Genomic DNA, 15013 nt, shown 5'->3' with positions numbered 1-15013 from the left:
AGGGCGAATTAGCGAATGAACTCATCGGCATTAACCGGCGTTGTACAACTCGCCGGCGGATCTATCGACTTCAACTATGAAGGTGTGATCCACGATTTCTGGCGACTGACCGTCGACGGATTGTCCTACGGCGCGATCTACGCGCTGGTTGCTGTGGGCTACACCCTGGTCTACGGCGTTTTGCGGCTGATCAATTTTGCCCATTCGGAAATATTCATGCTCGGCTTGTTCGGCCAGTACATCGGGCTGATGTTGCTCGGTTTCTCGCCGAGCGGTGATGTTTACTCCCAGGGCATCATCCTCACCATCACCTATCTGGCGTTGGCGATGATCTTCGGCATGGCGGTGTCCGGCGCCGCCGCGGTCGGATTGGAGCGGGTGGCCTATCGGCCGCTGCGCAGACGTGGCGCCAAACCCCTGATCTTCCTCATCACCGCGATCGGCGCCTCGTTCGTGATCCAGGAGGTGGTGCACTTCGTGCTGCCGAAGATCTGGCCGAGCCTGGGCGGCACCAACGCCCAGAAGCCGATCATGCTGGTCGAACCGACCAAGCAGTTCAGCCTCGGCGGCGCGGACATCACCAACGTGACGCTCGTGATCATCGGCGCCGCGGTCATTCTCGCGATCGCCACCGAACTGCTGATCAACCAGACCAAGTTCGGCCGCGGCATCCGGGCCGTTGCGCAGGATCCCGATACCGCGACGCTGATGGGCGTCTCGCGGGAGCGGATCATCATGCTCACCTTCCTCATCGGCGGCGTGCTCGCCGGTGCGGCCGCGCTGCTGTACGCGCTCAAGATCCCGAACGGCATCATCTACTCGGGCGGGTTCATCCTCGGCATCAAGGCGTTCAGCGCCGCGGTGCTCGGCGGCATCGGCAACCTGCGTGGCGCGTTGCTCGGCGGCCTGCTGCTCGGGCTGGCGGAGAACTACGGCCAGATCCTGTTCGGCACCGAATGGCGTGACGTGGTCGCGTTCGTGGTGCTCGTGCTGGTGCTGATGATCCGGCCGACCGGCATTTTGGGCGAGAGCCTCGGGAAGGCGAGAGCATGAGTGAGACCAAAACCGCCGCTCCGCCGATCAAGCCGGAGCGGCCGATGCACGGCATCGGTGACAGTCTGCGGTCCTGGTGGGGCGGGCTGTCCCGGCCTGCGCAGTGGGCCGTCGGCGTGCCCGCCATCATCCTGCTGGCGTTGCTTCCGTTGTTCCCGCCTCCGTTCCTCGATACCCCGGGCACCAGCTTCGGCGGCGTGATGGCGCAGTTCGCCATGTACGCGCTGCTCGCGGTCGGCCTGAATGTCGTTGTCGGACAGGCGGGTCTGCTCGATCTCGGCTATGTCGGCTTCTATGCCGTCGGCGCGTACACCGTCGGCCTGCTCACCAGTCCGAACAGTCCGTGGAATCAAACGGACGGCGGCTGGCTGAGCGAGGACTGGGCCTGGCTGGCCTGCCTGCCGCTGGCGGCGGCGGTCACCGCGGTCTCCGGCCTGATCCTTGGCACCCCGACGCTGCGGTTGCGCGGCGATTATCTGGCCATCGTGACGCTCGGCTTCGGTGAGATCGTCCGGCTGCTCGCCGACAACCTCGGCGACGTCACCAACGGCAGCCTCGGCCTGTCCGGCATCGCCTACCCGCACATCGGCGAGTCCGCGCACAAGCAGAACGGCGTGTTCTCCTCCGGCAACGTCGGAAACTCGGACACCTCCAACATCTTCGACAAGGCCAACGCGGGCACCTGGTGGTTCTGGGTCGGCATGATCCTGGTGATCATCGTCCTGCTGATCGTCGGCAACCTGGAGCGCAGCCGCGTCGGCCGGGCCTGGGTCGCGATCCGCGAGGACGAGGACGCGGCCGAGATCATGGGCGTGCCCACCTTCAAGTTCAAGCTGTGGGCATTCATGATCGGTGCCGCGGTCGGCGGGCTCTCCGGCGCGCTGTACGCGGGCCAGGTGCAGTTCATCAACCCGACCGGGTTCAACATCATCAACTCGATGCTGTTCCTGTGCGCGGTGGTGATCGGCGGGCAGGGCAACAAGCTCGGCGTGATCGTCGGCGCGTTCATCATCGTGTACCTGCCGAACCGGTTGCTTTCGGTGCAGGCCGTCGGGCAGAGCGCAGTCGGCTGGTTGCTGATCGTGGTCAGCGTGGCCGTGCTCGTCGCGTTGATCGTGGTGTGGCGCAGGTGGGCTCGTGATCAGGAAGGGCCGATCAGGCTGGGTTATCTGGCCGGGTCGATCGTGGCGATCGTGGTGCTGCTCATCGTGCTCGGCAGTGTGCTGAAGTTCCACGAACCGGGCGCGCAGTCGCTCGGCGACTACAAGTATCTGTTCTTCGGTATCACGCTGATGGTGGTCATGATCTTCAAACCGCAGGGCCTGTTCCCGGTCCGGCAGAAACTGCTCGCCTACGGGCGTCAGGTGTACCAGGCCGTACGTAAACCGTTCGGCGACGAGGGAATTGGGGCGACCCGATGACCGGGCCGGGCGCCGGTGGCGCACTGTTCGACAACGAAGACATGGCCGCCGGCTACGTGGCCGAGCCGGAGGCCGCGCCCAGTGCCGGCGTGGTCGATCTGACCGCGGTGATTCCGGATCTGGCCGACGCCGAGACGGTCGCGGAGGTCGTCGCCTCCAGCCGGGAGATCGAAACGGCTGTCGGTGCACCGCTTTTGCGCACCGAGGAGCTGACCGTGAAGTTCGGCGGTCTGACCGCGCTGGACGCGGTGAGTTTCGAGATCCGCCGCGGCGAGATCCTCGGGCTCATCGGCCCCAACGGTGCCGGAAAAACCACCTGCTTCAACGCGATCACCGGTGTGTACCGGCCCGCGTCGGGCACGGTGTACTTCGACGGCGCGCCGCTGACGAAGACCAAGCGCAACGCCATCACCCGGCTCGGCATCGCGCGCACCTTCCAGAACATCCGGCTCTTCGGCGAGATGACGGCGCTGGAGAACGTGGTGGTCGGCACCGACGCCAGGCACAAGACCTCGGTGCCCGGTGCCATCTTCCGCACCACTCGGCACCGGCGGGAGGAACACGACGCGATCGAGCGCGGCATGGCGCTGCTCGAATTCGTCGGTATCGCACCGAAAGCGGTGGAGAAGGCGCGCAACCTGTCCTACGGCGATCAGCGCAGGCTGGAGATCGCCAGGGCGCTGGCCACCGAGCCGAAGCTGCTCTGCCTGGACGAGCCCGCCGCCGGGTTCAATCCGAGCGAGAAGTCGGCGCTGATGGATCTGATCCGCAAGATCCGCGACGACGGGTTCACCGTGCTGCTGATCGAGCACGACATGCGCCTGGTGATGGGCGTGACCGACCGGATCGTGGTGCTGGAGTTCGGCCGCAAGATCGCGGACGGGCTGCCCGCCGACATCCGGGAGGACACCGCGGTGATCGCCGCCTACCTCGGTGTGCCCGATGACGGCACCGAGTCAGGGACGGCAAGCGCGCACGGGACAGACGGGTAGGAGCAGCGATGGCATCGCACAGAGAACCGGATCAGCAGGCCGTCGAGGTGACCAAGGGCAGTGCTGACGCGCTGCTCGAGGTCACCGACATGGTCGTCAACTACGGCAGAATCCAGGCGCTGCACGGGATTTCGCTGCAGGTGGCGGCGGGCGAGCTGGTTACCCTGCTCGGCGCGAACGGCGCGGGCAAGACCACCACGATGCGGGCGTTGTCCGGGCTGCTGCCGCTGACCCGCGGTCGAATCATGTTCGAGGGTCGCGACATCACCCACATGAAGGCGCACGAGCGGGTGGGCGAGGGCCTGATCCAGGCACCGGAGGGCCGTGGCGTTTTCCCCGGCATGACGGTGCAGGAAAACCTCGACATGGGTTGCTACGGAAGGCCGTTCAAGCAGAAGGCGGAATACAGCAAGACGCTCGACTGGGTCTTCGAGCTGTTTCCCCGAATGGCGGAGCGGCGCAAGCAGGTTGGTGGCACCCTGTCCGGCGGCGAGCAGCAGATGCTCGCCATCGGCCGTGCGCTGATGGCGCGGCCGCGGCTGTTGTTGCTGGATGAACCGTCGATGGGCTTGGCGCCCATGATCATTCAGCAGATCTTCCGGATCATCTCGGAGATCAACCAGCAGGGCACCACGGTGCTGCTGGTCGAGCAGAACGCGCAACAGGCGCTCTCGCGCAGCGACCGCGCCTACATCATGGAGACCGGCGAGGTCACCAAGACCGGCTCCGGCCGGGAACTGCTCACCGATCCGTCGGTGAAGTCGGCCTACCTCGGCGTCGGATAGTCCCGGTGTAAACCCCAGTGCCGCAAGGCCGTCCTCGAGGCATGATCGTCACCATGAATGGTCACGATGAGCTGACAGGTCTGGCCGAGCGGTACTGGGACACCGTCCTGGAGGCCAAACCCAGCGACGCGACGCTGCTCGGCGACCGTCGATTCGACGACCGCATCGAGGATCTGTCCGCCGCCGCTGACGAACGGTTGCTGGCCACCTGGCGCGAGTTGCTCGGTCAGGTCGACGCGCTCGACACCGAGCGGCTCGACCACACCGATCGCATCACCCGGAGCCTGCTGCGCACCGAATTGACCGGCGCGATCGAGCGGCTCGAATGGCGGCCGCTGGAATTGGCCTCCGATCAGATGGAGGGCGTACACGCCTACGCCCTCACCTTGGCGCCGCAGACCAACGCGCCACAGCCGGCGAACGCGAGCGCACTCATCCAGCGGTATCGGCAGTACGGCGACATGCTCGGCCAGGCCGCGGTGCGGTTCCGGGACGGCCTCGCGGCGGGCCGTACGCCCGCGCGGATCACCCTCGAGCGGTCGCTGAATCAGCTCGACGGATACCTCGCCTCGGAGCTGTCGGCGGATCCGTTCGTCACCATCGCGGGCCCGCAGGGCTGGGACGGCGAAGCGAACTGGCGGGCCGAATTGACCGAGGTGGCAAGGGAGGTCATCCGCCCGGCGTTCCAGGCCTACCGGGAGGTGCTGTTCAACGAGCTGCTGCCCGCGAGCCGCCCCGACGACAAGCCGGGCCTTTGCTGGCTCGGCGCGGACGGCGAGGACATCTACCGCCGTCAGCTGCGCTACCACACCACCCTGCCCGACCTGGGTGCCGACGAGATCCACGAGCTCGGGCTGACCGAGCTGGCCGGGCTGCGTGAGGAGTACGCGACGATCGGCGAGCGGCTGTTCGGCACCGCCGAACTCGGCGAGGTCTTCGCGCGACTGCGTGACGATCCGGCGCTGTGCTACGTCGACGGCGAGCAGATCATGTTCGACGCCCGCCACGCGGTCACCGCCGCGAACGCCGAGATGGGCAACTGGTTCGGCAGGCTGCCCAAGGAAACCTGCGACATCGTCCCCGTGCCGGACTTCCTCGCCGCGGACGCGCCGCCGGCCTACTACTTCCCGCCCGCCGCGGACGGTTCCCGGCCGGGCACCTACTTCGTCAACACCTCGCACCCCACCGGCCGCGGCCGATTCGAGACCGCCTCGGTGGCCTTCCACGAGGCCGTCCCCGGCCATCACCTGCAACTCACCATCGCCAACGAACTCGACCACCTGCCGCGCTTCCAGCGGCAGTCCTACGCGAACACCGCGTTCGTCGAGGGCTGGGCGCTCTACACCGAGCGGCTCGCCGACGAAATGGGTTTGTACGAGGACGATCTGGGCCGCCTCGGCATGCTCTGCGGCGACTCGTGGCGGTCCTGCCGCCTCGTGGTCGACACCGGCCTGCACGCCAAAGGCTGGACCAGGCAACAGGCCATCGACTTCATGGTCGCCAACTGCCCGGCGGGTCTGGCCGAGATCACCACCGAGGTGGACCGCTACATCGGCATGCCGGGCCAGGCCGTCGCCTACAAGATCGGCCAACTCGAGATTCGCCGCCAACGTCTCACCGCGACCGAACGCCTCGGCAGCGCGTTCGACATCAAGGGATTCCACGACACGGTCCTCGGCTCCGGGTCGGTCAGCCTGCCGGTGCTGCGGGAGCTGGTCGGGTCGTTGTTGTCGTGATCGCGTGCCTCAGCCGTGGCGCTCGCCGGCCGTGCTGCGCCCGGAACCGGATGCCGTTCCGGTGCGCTGTGCCCAGCTGACGTGGATGAGGCGGGTGTCGCCGTATCACCTTGTCGGTGCTGGTCCCTAGACTCTGTGGCGTGAGTTCACCCACGACTGCTCAGCGTCCTGCCACCGCGTCCGGCTCCGGCGATTCCGCGTCGGGTGACCGGCCGACTCTGCTGTTGTTGGACGGGCATTCGATTGCCTATCGCGCGTTCTTCGCGCTACCGGCGGAGAACTTCAAAACGGTGACGGGGCAGACCACCAACGCGGTGTACGGCTTCACCGCGATGCTGATCAACCTGCTGCGCGACGAGAAGCCGACGCACATCGCGACGGCGTTCGACGTGTCGAGGAAGACCTTCCGCACCGAGGCATACCCGGAGTACAAGGCGAACCGTTCGCAGACGCCGGACGAGTTCCGCGGGCAGGTCGAACTCACCAAGGATGTGCTCGGCGCGATGGGCATCCCGGTGATGGCGATCGACGGCTTCGAAGCCGACGACCTCATCGCCACCTTGACCACGCAGGCGGAGGCGCAGGGCTTCCGGGTGCTGATCGTCTCCGGCGACCGCGACGCCATCCAGCTGGTCGACGAGAACGTGACGTTGCTGTATCCGCGCAAGGGTGTCTCCGATCTCACCCGCTTCACCCCCGACGAGGTGTTCACCAAGTACGGCCTCACCCCGGCCCAGTACCCGGATTACGCCGCGCTGCGCGGCGACCCGAGCGACAACCTGCCCGGCATCCCCGGCGTTGGGGAGAAGACCGCGGCCAAGTGGATCCGCGAATACGGCGACCTCAACAGCCTCGTCGACAAGGTGGACGAGGTGAAGGGCAAGGTCGGCGACGCGCTGCGGGCCAACCTGAGCAGCGTGGTGCTCAACCGTCAGCTCACCGAGATGATCCGCGACGTGCCGCTGCCCTACACGCCCGATCAGCTGGCGCAGGCGCCGTGGGACCGCAACAAGATCCATCAGCTCTTCGACGACCTGGAGTTCCGCGTGCTGCGGGACCGCCTGTTCGAGACGCTGGCCCCGAAGGAGCCAGAAGCCGAGGCGGGCTTCGAGATCAGCGGTGGCGCACTCGAGGTGGGCGCGGTCGCCGACTGGCTCACCGAGCACGCGAAAGCCGGTGTCCGGCAGGGCGTCTCGGTCGTCGGCGCGGGCACCCCCGGCGCCGGTGACGTCCGCGCGCTCGCCATCGCGGCCGCCGACGGCGAGAGCGGCTACATCGACGTCGCCATCCTCACTCCGGAAGACGAAGCGGCACTTGGCGCTTGGCTCGCCGACCCGGCCGTGCCGAAGGCGCTGCACGAGGCGAAGGCCGCCATGCACGCGCTGCGCGGCCGCGGCTGGACCCTCGGCGGCCTCACCAGCGACACCGCGTTGGCCGCCTACCTGGTCCGCCCCGGCCAGCGCAGCTTCAATCTCGACGACCTCTCGCTGCGCTACCTGCGCCGCGAGCTGCGCGCCGAGACCGAGGAGGCCCCGCAGCTGTCGCTGCTCGACGACGAGGACGCCGTCGACACCGAGCTCGCGCAGACCGAGATGCTGCGTGCCAGGGCCGTCGCCGACCTCGCCGACGCGCTCGACACCGAACTCCAGCAGATCGAATCCGTTCCGCTGCTGGAGGACATGGAGTTGCCGCTGCTCGGCGTGCTCGCCACCCTCGAGGACGCGGGCATCGCCGTCGACACCGACCAGCTGGAGACGCTGCAGCGCCAGTTCGCCGACAAGGTGTCCGAGGCCGCCAACGCCGCCTACGAGGTGATCGGCAAGCAGATCAACCTCGGCTCGCCCAAGCAGCTGCAGGTGGTGCTGTTCGACGAGCTCGACATGCCGAAGACCAAGCGCACCAAGACCGGCTACACCACCGACGCCGACGCACTGGAGTCGCTGTTCGAGAAGACCGAGCACCCGTTCTTGCAGCACCTGCTCGAGCACCGCGACGCCACCCGGCTGAAGGTCACCGTCGACGGCCTGCTGAAGTGCGTCGCCGACGACGGCCGCATCCACACCACGTTCAACCAGACCATCGCCGCCACCGGCCGCCTCTCGTCCACCGAGCCGAACCTGCAGAACATCCCCATCCGCACCGACACCGGCAGGCAGATCCGCGATACCTTCGTCGTCGGCGCCGGCTACCAGTCGCTGATGACCGCGGATTACAGCCAGATCGAAATGCGCATCATGGCGCATCTTTCCGAGGACGAGGCGCTGATCGAGGCCTTCAACTCCGGCGAAGACCTGCACACCTTCGTCGCGTCGAAGGCCTTCGACATCCCCATCGCCGAGATCACCCCCGAACTGCGCCGCCGCATCAAGGCCATGTCCTACGGCCTCGCCTACGGTCTGAGCTCGTACGGCCTTGCCGCACAACTGAAGATCAGCACCACCGAGGCCAAAGAACAAATGGATGTCTACTTCGACCGCTTCGGCGGCATCCGCGATTACCTCTACGAGGTAGTCGAACAGGCCCGCAAGGTCGGCTACACCTCCACCCTGTTCGGCCGCCGTCGCTACCTCCCCGACCTCGACTCCAGCAACCGCCAGCGCCGTGAAGCCGCCGAACGGATGGCCCTCAACGCGCCCATCCAGGGCACCGCCGCCGACATCATCAAGGTGGCAATGATCAACGTGCACAAGGCGATCCGGGAAGCAGGGCTGCGCTCCCGCATGCTCCTGCAAATCCACGACGAATTGCTGTTCGAGGTAGCCGAGGGGGAGAAGGACACCCTGGAGGCCTTGGCTAAGGAACAGATGGCCGCCGCTATCCACCTCTCGGTGCCGTTGGACGTCTCGGTCGGCACCGGGCGCAGCTGGGACAACGCCGCCCATTGACGTGCGCGATGCCGCGCGCCGCCACAGTCGGCGCGCGGCATCGGCGGGACTCGAGCCCGATCAACGGCTGTTGTGCAGCCAGTTCAGGTATTCGGCGAATCGTTCCACGTAGGACAGCGGTGTCGGCGCTGCGGCGAGGTTGTCCGCGTACCGTCGCACTTGCCGGTACCGGTCGAGCCTGTCGTGTTGGTACGCGGCCAATGCGGGTGTGATGTCGGCGCGGCTGAGGTAATCACCGAGCACCCGCGCGTCCTCGATTCCCAGTGAGGCGCCGGACCCGATGTGCGGGGACATGGCGTGTGCGGCGTCTCCGGCGAGTACTACCCGATCACCGGCCCAGCGAGAGATGGGCGGCACCACGGCGACTCGGCTGTGCAGGACCGCGTCTTGTGGGGTGGCCGAGACGGCCGCGCGCAGCGCGAACGGCCAGGTCCCGTCGTGCAGGTTGGACACCCTGGCGAGGGCTTCTTCCTTGCTGTTCCTGGTGGTACTGGTGGTGGCGCCGAATTGGGCGATGACCCAGCAGCAAGAACCGTCGGCGAGGCGCATGAGCGTCCCTCGGGTGCGGTCGCGCCCGAGCACCGGACAGCCATCGCCGATCTCGCCGTCGAAGGGCAGTACCGCCCGCCACACGTGGTGCCCACCCTGGTGACGGCTCTCGGTACCCGGGGCGAGAATCGCACGCACCCGCGAATTCAGGCCGTCGGCACCGATGAGCAGGTCCGCGCGTTCGTGGTCACCATCGGCGTAGTAAACGGTGACGCCGGCCCGGTCTTCGACGTAGTCGACGAGTTCCTTGCCGGTTCGCAGGTCGGCGGCACCGACGGCGGCGGCGAGTAATGCGTTGAGCCTGGGCCGATATACCGTTCGGGCCGGCGGCATTTCGATCGTGGCCAACTCGGCACCGGAAAAATCGCGATAGCGTACGAAACTGGGTTCTGCTTTGATCTCGGCCAGCCGCGCGCCCAGCCCGAGTCGTTCGAGTTCCCGGATCGTGTGCGGCCACACGCCGAGAACGGCGCCGGTCGCCCTGATCTGCGGCGCCCGCTCCCGGACCGCGACCTCAAAACCCGCCCGACGCAGGGAAAGCGCGGTGCTCAACCCGACGATTCCCGCACCGGCGATGATGACCCGGCCCATCTCAGTTCTCCTACCGGAAGTTGCCGAACGAGTAGTGGTGGGGCGTTCACCAACCATCGAAGTGCATCACGTCCGCGATCGGCTTCCGTTTGACCGGACGGAATGGACGGGTCGGCCACCCGACTGCCATGGTCACACCGATGATCTTGTGATCGGGCACATTGAGCACTTGTCGGACGCCCCTGCTGTTGAGGTTATGGATGCCGGTCGGAGCGACTCCCAACCCCAGCGCCCTTCCGGCTACGAGCATGTTTTGCGAAGCTCCGTAAATCGCGGCGTATTGGTAGCGGTCCTCTCTCGGGTCGCCGGGAACCAGTGATGATCCACAGACGAATATCAGAATCGGGGCCTCTCGCAGTGTGGCCAATAGGTGATATCCGCTCTCTCCCATACGACGCTTCACCGGGTCGGCAGCGTCGGCCATCCGCTCGCGGACGGGGTCGAGTGACGAGATGTCGGGAACAATGGTCTCGTGCAGTCGCGCACGCTGTTCTGGTGACTTGACCACAATGAAGTCCCAGAGTTGGGAGTTCTCTGGACTCGACGCTCTGGTGCCGGCCCAGATCAGTTTATCGATCAGCTCATCTGGTACCGGCTCGTCGGCGAACCACCGCATGGTCATGGCCGACTCCATCGCCTCAAACACGTCCATGATCTACCTCCTGACGAGGAACGGCCCGAGATGGTGCCTTGTCGAAGTCGAATAGAGCCAACGCATTGCGGTAGAGGATCTGCTCGATTTCCTGGTCGGACAGTCGAGATTCCTTGATGTACTCGAATGTCCGCCTATAGGACTCGACCGTCAGCAGAGCAGGGAAGTCGCTGCCCGGCACGAGGCGGTCGGCGCCGAAGGGTTCGCAGGCACACCGGAGAGCGGCTTGTGAACCCCACCCAACGGTGTCGTAGTAGAGGCTGCGAGCCATCGCGCTCGGTGGACTGAGCAGGTCTGGCGTGTTTGCTTGGCCGTCGAGTCGCGCCAGCTGCATCGGGATCAGGCCACCCAAGTGGGGAATTATGATTTTGATATTAGGATAGCGAGCCGGGATATTTCGCTTGATCAAATGGAGCACGATGGCGGTGTCCTCCAGGGACGCCCCGGCCGCCGTCGTGAAGCCGTAGTCATTGATGAATGGTGAACAGATGCCGTTTTTGGCATGGATGAAAGAAAAGGGTCGTACCACGCGCGTTCATCTCCGCGTACAGCGGTTCGAATTCCGCTTCGGCCATGGAGCGGTTGAACACCGAACAGCTGAAGGCCACGCCGACCATGCCCAACTCGTCCAGCCCACGCCGCATTTCGTCGAGTGACGCATCGATATGCGGCAAGGGCAGCGAAACGAAGGAGGAGAATCGGTTGGGATGCGAATTGGTCAGTTCGCAGTAACTGTCGTTGAGGAGATGGGCCGCCTCGACCGCCAAATGAGATTCCGTAGCGTAAGGTGCCAGGCTGCCAGCAGAGAGAATCTGCCGTCCCACTCCGGCATCGTCCATCATGTCAATTCGCTGATTGATCATCCCCGGTTCATCGGACATTGCCGCGAACATCTGACGTGCCTCTGATGGCGAGTTCGCCGCGGGCGCGGTCGGCGTCCCCGACATCGCGGTCAATGTTCCCAACATGGGCCGATACGAAGTGGGCAAGTAATGGGTGTGTACGTCGATGATCATGTGTGTCGTCCTTCTTGTGTCCTACTAACCGATCTCGGCGAGGGCGGAGGCGAGGGGCTCGAGTACCGCCGGGTCGAGCGGCGGCCGCAGGGGGATGATGGCGAGGTCGAGCCCTTCCTCCCCCAGTGCGGCGGCAGCTGCGGCGGTGGCTCCCACGTCTCCGTCGTATTTCACGGGGCTCGACAGGAGGATTTCGCTCGGATCTCTACCGATGTCGTCGCAGTGGGCATGGAGCACGTCGCGCTTATGGGCGAATTCCTGCGGGGTCCCGCCGAGGAAGCTCCAATGCTGAGCGAAGCGGGCCGCCGTGCGGAGAGTGCGCTTCTCGCCGTTGCCCCCGATGCAGATCGGCGGGTGGGGGCGCTGGACGCCTTTGGGTTCGTTGCGGGCGTCGGTGAGTTGGTAGAACTTGCCGTCGAAGGTGGTCGTCTCCTGGCTCATCAGGCTGGTGAGCACCGCACACGCCTCCTCGAACCGGTCGCTGCGCTCCGCGGGTGTACCGAGCGCAATGCCGTAGGCGGCCGATTCCTCTTCGTTCCAACCGGCCCCTATCCCCAGCTCCAGTCGGCCTCCGGAAATGATGTCGAGAGCCGTCGCCATGTTGGCGAGGACGGCGGGATGCCGGTAGGGGATCCCGGTCACGAGGGTTCCGAATCGGAGTCTCTTGGTCGCCTGGGCCAGGGCGGTCGTGACCGTCCAGCCTTCCAGGCACGGCCCTCGGCTGTCGGAGAAGATGGGATAGAAGTGGTCGAAGGTCCATCCTGATTCGAACACCTCGATGTCGTCAGCCACCTGCCAGACGGCCAGTATCTCGGCCCAGGTGGTGTCCTGGGGGGCAGTCCTGAAGGCGAATCGCATGCTTTCCGCGTCCTCTCTCGTGGTCCATCGGCGTTGAGCGCAGGGCTGGCCCATCGTCGACATCAGAGTGGTGGGTCGAAGGGTGGCCAACTGGTGCCCTATAGTCGGACACTGTGACCTATTGAGTCCGAATATCGACCCATATGGGACGATATTCGGACTACTGCAAAGTACCGCTACTCCAGCGAAGTCGTCAATGACGGAAGTCCGCGCGGGCCGACTCGATCGGACCACTCGGGTCTATGGTCGAGGCCGTAGGCCCGCCACGAGCTCAGGCCAGCGAAGGCCATCTGGTCGATGGCGACCCCGGCCAGCTGAACCGGACTGCTCGCACGTGCATACCCTCACGACGACCCTATGGCTCCGAATATCGGCTATCTTGGTCGATATTCGGATTTCGGTGGGCTGTGCTGCCCGAGACGAGGAGGTTCAGGTGCGCGAGCTCGACGCGCTGGATAAACAGATCTTCGGCCTGCTGGCCGAGAACGGGCGAATGTCCAACCTCGAGGTCGCCGCCCAGGTCGCGGTGTCGGAGAAGACCGTGCGCCAGCGGATCCGCCGATTGATCGAGCGCGACGGTATGCGGGTGGTAGCCACCATGGACCGCGCGACGCCTCCATCGCGACTCATCGTCCTGGTGCGGGTCGAGTCGGGCCAGCGGTTCGTCGTCGCCGACCGCCTGGCGGCGCTGCCCCAGGTGGATGCGGTCCACCTGACCACGGGGGCCTACGAGCTGATCGTCCTGGCGTCTTTCGGATCCGACAGCGACGCGCTCGAGTTCTATGTCCGCCACATCGAGCAGGGACCTGGGATCGGGGCGTCACTCTCGACGCACGTCGTCGAGACGATCACCCCAGGCACCGCTAGCCGGGTGGACCACTTCGAGCAGTTCGACAAGCAGGCATCGAAGGTCGGGAGCATGTCCGAACTGCTCGACCTCGCCTGCGACGTGGCCACCGCGTCGCTGGGCGCGGACCGGGTCCACGTAGCTGCCGGGAACGTCTGGGCCGCCGATCCGTCGCCGTCCACGATGCGCTGGCGAGGTCTCTCCTCTCGCTACGTCGAGGAGATACTCGTCAAAAGCCGGGTCGAGGGCGTCGTCCTCCCCAACATCGTCAAACACAACCAGCACGTCTTCGTGGCCGACGCCCGAACCGATCCGCTCTTCCGATCCGTGACCGATCTCGTTGTCTCCGAAGGCTTCCACAGCTGGATGGGCATGCCGGTGTGCAACGGTGACACCCAGCTCGGCACCCTCTGCCTGTACTGGGACAACATCATCACCTACCGGGAAGACCTGGTCCGCCGAGCCCAGGCGCTGGCCGACACCCTCGGCAAGCACCTTCCGCGCTACTCGTCCTAGCCATCGGAGCCCTCGCAGGCGCCGGCCTGAGTTCCGCGTCGCTCAGTCGTCGGTTTGTGCCGCGGCGGCGATCGGCTCGAGTCGCGAGGTCAGTTCGTCGAGCTCGGCTGTGCTGAGCACGTCGTACGCCGGTGCCGCCAGCTCGTCGGTGCGGGCCTCGATGCGCTGCTTGATCTCCCGGCCTGCGGCGGTGAACCCGCCGGCGGCGTCCACGAGGCCGCGCCCGCGCAGCCGATCGATGACGGCGGCCAGCTGCGCCTTGGGCAGGTGGTGGATCCGGCCGAACTCCTCCGCCCGCATGCCGAGCGAAAGTGCGAGCAGGACATGGGCTTCGGTGCCGCCGATGCCGTTGGCGAGCAGGGCGGCGTTGTGGCCGTCGCCGCGGTGCTCGCGCAGCAGCGTCGCCGCGTGCCAGAGCCTGGCCACCGGCTCCTCGGGTATGTCGAGCGCCCGGAGCCCGGCGTAGAGCGCTCGGCCCTCGGTCGGCGCGCTGACCGCGGCTCGGGTGGCGAGGTCGGCGGCGCGGATCAGACCCGGGGAGTCGGCGAGCTGCCCGATCCGCTGCCGCAACGCGGCGGCGCTGCCGCGCTCGCGCACGGCGATCGCCTCCTGCGGGGTGATCTTCCCCCACACCCACGGGATGTGGCGTGCCACTTCACCATCGGCGAAGTTGTAGAAGACCGCGTGCACCACCTCGGCCGGTGCCAGTCCCAGCGGTGCGGCCCGGCCCGCGAAGTATCCGTCCCAATAATTGCGCATGCCCACAGCCAGGAACGCCTCGTTCGCCACCGCGGAGAAGGTGACGGTGGCGATCGGCTCGATGAGCTCGAACATCCGGTGGATCTTGGTCTCTGAGTGCGACATCGGTCGGCTCCTATGGTCGTATCGGCGCCCTCGTGGCGGCCGTTCACTATCGCTACGAACAGCGCGGCCCGAATCCGACACTCTGATCGATTCTGCTGGGCGGCGCCGGGGTTTGCCGCGTTCTTCCACGTGAATAGCGGCAAGTGTCTCGATGTGCCTTGTACCCCAGACGCTTCGGGCACTCCGGCCAGCACGGCCGAATTCCATACGCCGCCACGTGACTCACGACCAGAGCCCGACTGTGATCG

General features: G+C 66.1%; 13 protein-coding genes. 7 read left to right on the top strand and 6 right to left on the bottom strand.

What is annotated here, in order from left to right:
- The first annotated feature begins 15 nt into the window (after positions 1-15).
- The 6 genes from ACIA8C_RS39395 to polA all read left to right on the top strand — a co-directional run bounded on the left by ACIA8C_RS39395 (position 16) and on the right by polA (position 8872).
- Positions 16-1053: a branched-chain amino acid ABC transporter permease gene (locus tag ACIA8C_RS39395; RefSeq protein ID WP_397143933.1), complete on the top strand. Its 1038-nt coding sequence runs from the start codon at positions 16-18 to the stop codon at positions 1051-1053.
- Positions 1050-2474 (top strand): branched-chain amino acid ABC transporter permease, encoded by a 1425-nt coding sequence (locus ACIA8C_RS39390; RefSeq protein ID WP_397143931.1) that lies wholly within the window; start codon positions 1050-1052, stop codon positions 2472-2474. The genes ACIA8C_RS39395 and ACIA8C_RS39390 overlap by 4 nt, the downstream gene beginning before the upstream one ends.
- The gene (locus ACIA8C_RS39385) at positions 2471-3466 is read left to right on the top strand and encodes an ABC transporter ATP-binding protein (RefSeq protein WP_397143929.1); all 996 of its coding nucleotides are present in this window, start codon (positions 2471-2473) and stop codon (positions 3464-3466) included. The genes ACIA8C_RS39390 and ACIA8C_RS39385 overlap by 4 nt, the downstream gene beginning before the upstream one ends.
- An 89-nt stretch (positions 3467-3555) precedes the next feature.
- Entirely contained in the window at positions 3556-4251 is a 696-nt protein-coding gene (locus ACIA8C_RS39380; protein WP_397144004.1) for an ABC transporter ATP-binding protein, read from the top strand.
- A gap of 53 nt (positions 4252-4304) precedes the next feature.
- Entirely contained in the window at positions 4305-5987 is a 1683-nt protein-coding gene (locus ACIA8C_RS39375; protein ID WP_397143927.1) for a DUF885 domain-containing protein, read from the top strand.
- A gap of 140 nt (positions 5988-6127) precedes the next feature.
- The gene (gene polA / locus ACIA8C_RS39370; protein WP_397143924.1) at positions 6128-8872 is read left to right on the top strand and encodes a DNA polymerase I; all 2745 of its coding nucleotides are present in this window, start codon (positions 6128-6130) and stop codon (positions 8870-8872) included.
- Positions 8873-8932: 60 nt separating this feature from the next.
- On the opposite strand, the gene ACIA8C_RS39365 is transcribed toward polA, so the two are convergent.
- The 5 genes from ACIA8C_RS39365 to ACIA8C_RS39345 are packed head-to-tail and all read right to left on the bottom strand — an operon-like array spanning position 8933 to position 12538.
- On the bottom strand, positions 8933-10012 hold the full coding sequence (locus ACIA8C_RS39365; RefSeq protein ID WP_397143922.1) for an FAD-dependent oxidoreductase: 1080 nt from the start codon (positions 10010-10012) through the stop codon (positions 8933-8935).
- Positions 10013-10058: 46 nt separating this feature from the next.
- Complete coding sequence (locus ACIA8C_RS39360) at positions 10059-10664, bottom strand: nitroreductase family protein (protein ID WP_397143920.1); 606 nt, start codon at positions 10662-10664, stop codon at positions 10059-10061.
- Positions 10651-11193, bottom strand: a complete 543-nt coding sequence (locus ACIA8C_RS39355; RefSeq protein ID WP_397143918.1) for an amidohydrolase family protein — start codon at positions 11191-11193, stop codon at positions 10651-10653. The genes ACIA8C_RS39360 and ACIA8C_RS39355 overlap by 14 nt, the downstream gene beginning before the upstream one ends.
- Positions 11132-11680: an amidohydrolase family protein gene (locus tag ACIA8C_RS39350; protein WP_397143916.1), complete on the bottom strand. Its 549-nt coding sequence runs from the start codon at positions 11678-11680 to the stop codon at positions 11132-11134. Before ACIA8C_RS39350 ends, ACIA8C_RS39355 begins: the two co-directional genes overlap by 62 nt.
- A gap of 24 nt (positions 11681-11704) precedes the next feature.
- Positions 11705-12538, bottom strand: a complete 834-nt coding sequence (locus ACIA8C_RS39345; protein WP_397143913.1) for an LLM class F420-dependent oxidoreductase — start codon at positions 12536-12538, stop codon at positions 11705-11707.
- A gap of 433 nt (positions 12539-12971) precedes the next feature.
- Between ACIA8C_RS39345 and ACIA8C_RS39340 the strand changes: the two genes are divergently transcribed.
- A complete protein-coding gene (locus ACIA8C_RS39340) occupies positions 12972-13901 on the top strand; it encodes an AsnC family transcriptional regulator (RefSeq protein WP_397143911.1) in 930 nt (309 codons plus the stop codon).
- A gap of 42 nt (positions 13902-13943) precedes the next feature.
- Here the strand turns inward: ACIA8C_RS39340 and ACIA8C_RS39335 are convergent, their stop codons facing one another.
- Positions 13944-14765, bottom strand: a complete 822-nt coding sequence (locus ACIA8C_RS39335; RefSeq protein WP_397143908.1) for a MarR family transcriptional regulator — start codon at positions 14763-14765, stop codon at positions 13944-13946.
- Positions 14766-15013: the final 248 nt, after the last annotated feature.

The sequence above is a fragment of the Nocardia sp. NPDC051321 genome, assembly GCF_044455225.1.
Taxonomy (GTDB): Bacteria; Actinomycetota; Actinomycetes; order Mycobacteriales; family Mycobacteriaceae; genus Nocardia.
Note: the sequence above shows the minus strand (reverse complement) of the source record. Positions and strands in the feature narration are given on the sequence as shown.

What these genes read in the sequence shown, in the direction of transcription:
- ACIA8C_RS39395 (WP_397143933.1), top strand. Translation starts at nt 16, where the DNA reads ATGAACTCATCGGCATTAACCGGCGTTGTACAACTCGCCGGCGGATCT.
- ACIA8C_RS39390 (WP_397143931.1), top strand. Translation starts at nt 1,050, where the DNA reads ATGAGTGAGACCAAAACCGCCGCTCCGCCGATCAAGCCGGAGCGGCCG.
- ACIA8C_RS39385 (WP_397143929.1), top strand. Translation starts at nt 2,471, where the DNA reads ATGACCGGGCCGGGCGCCGGTGGCGCACTGTTCGACAACGAAGACATG.
- ACIA8C_RS39380 (WP_397144004.1), top strand. Translation starts at nt 3,556, where the DNA reads ATGGTCGTCAACTACGGCAGAATCCAGGCGCTGCACGGGATTTCGCTG.
- ACIA8C_RS39375 (WP_397143927.1), top strand. Translation starts at nt 4,305, where the DNA reads ATGAATGGTCACGATGAGCTGACAGGTCTGGCCGAGCGGTACTGGGAC.
- ACIA8C_RS39365 (WP_397143922.1), bottom strand. Translation starts at nt 10,012, where the DNA reads ATGGGCCGGGTCATCATCGCCGGTGCGGGAATCGTCGGGTTGAGCACC.
- ACIA8C_RS39360 (WP_397143920.1), bottom strand. Translation starts at nt 10,664, where the DNA reads ATGGACGTGTTTGAGGCGATGGAGTCGGCCATGACCATGCGGTGGTTC.
- ACIA8C_RS39350 (WP_397143916.1), bottom strand. Translation starts at nt 11,680, where the DNA reads ATGATCATCGACGTACACACCCATTACTTGCCCACTTCGTATCGGCCC.
- ACIA8C_RS39345 (WP_397143913.1), bottom strand. Translation starts at nt 12,538, where the DNA reads ATGCGATTCGCCTTCAGGACTGCCCCCCAGGACACCACCTGGGCCGAG.
- ACIA8C_RS39335 (WP_397143908.1), bottom strand. Translation starts at nt 14,765, where the DNA reads ATGTCGCACTCAGAGACCAAGATCCACCGGATGTTCGAGCTCATCGAG.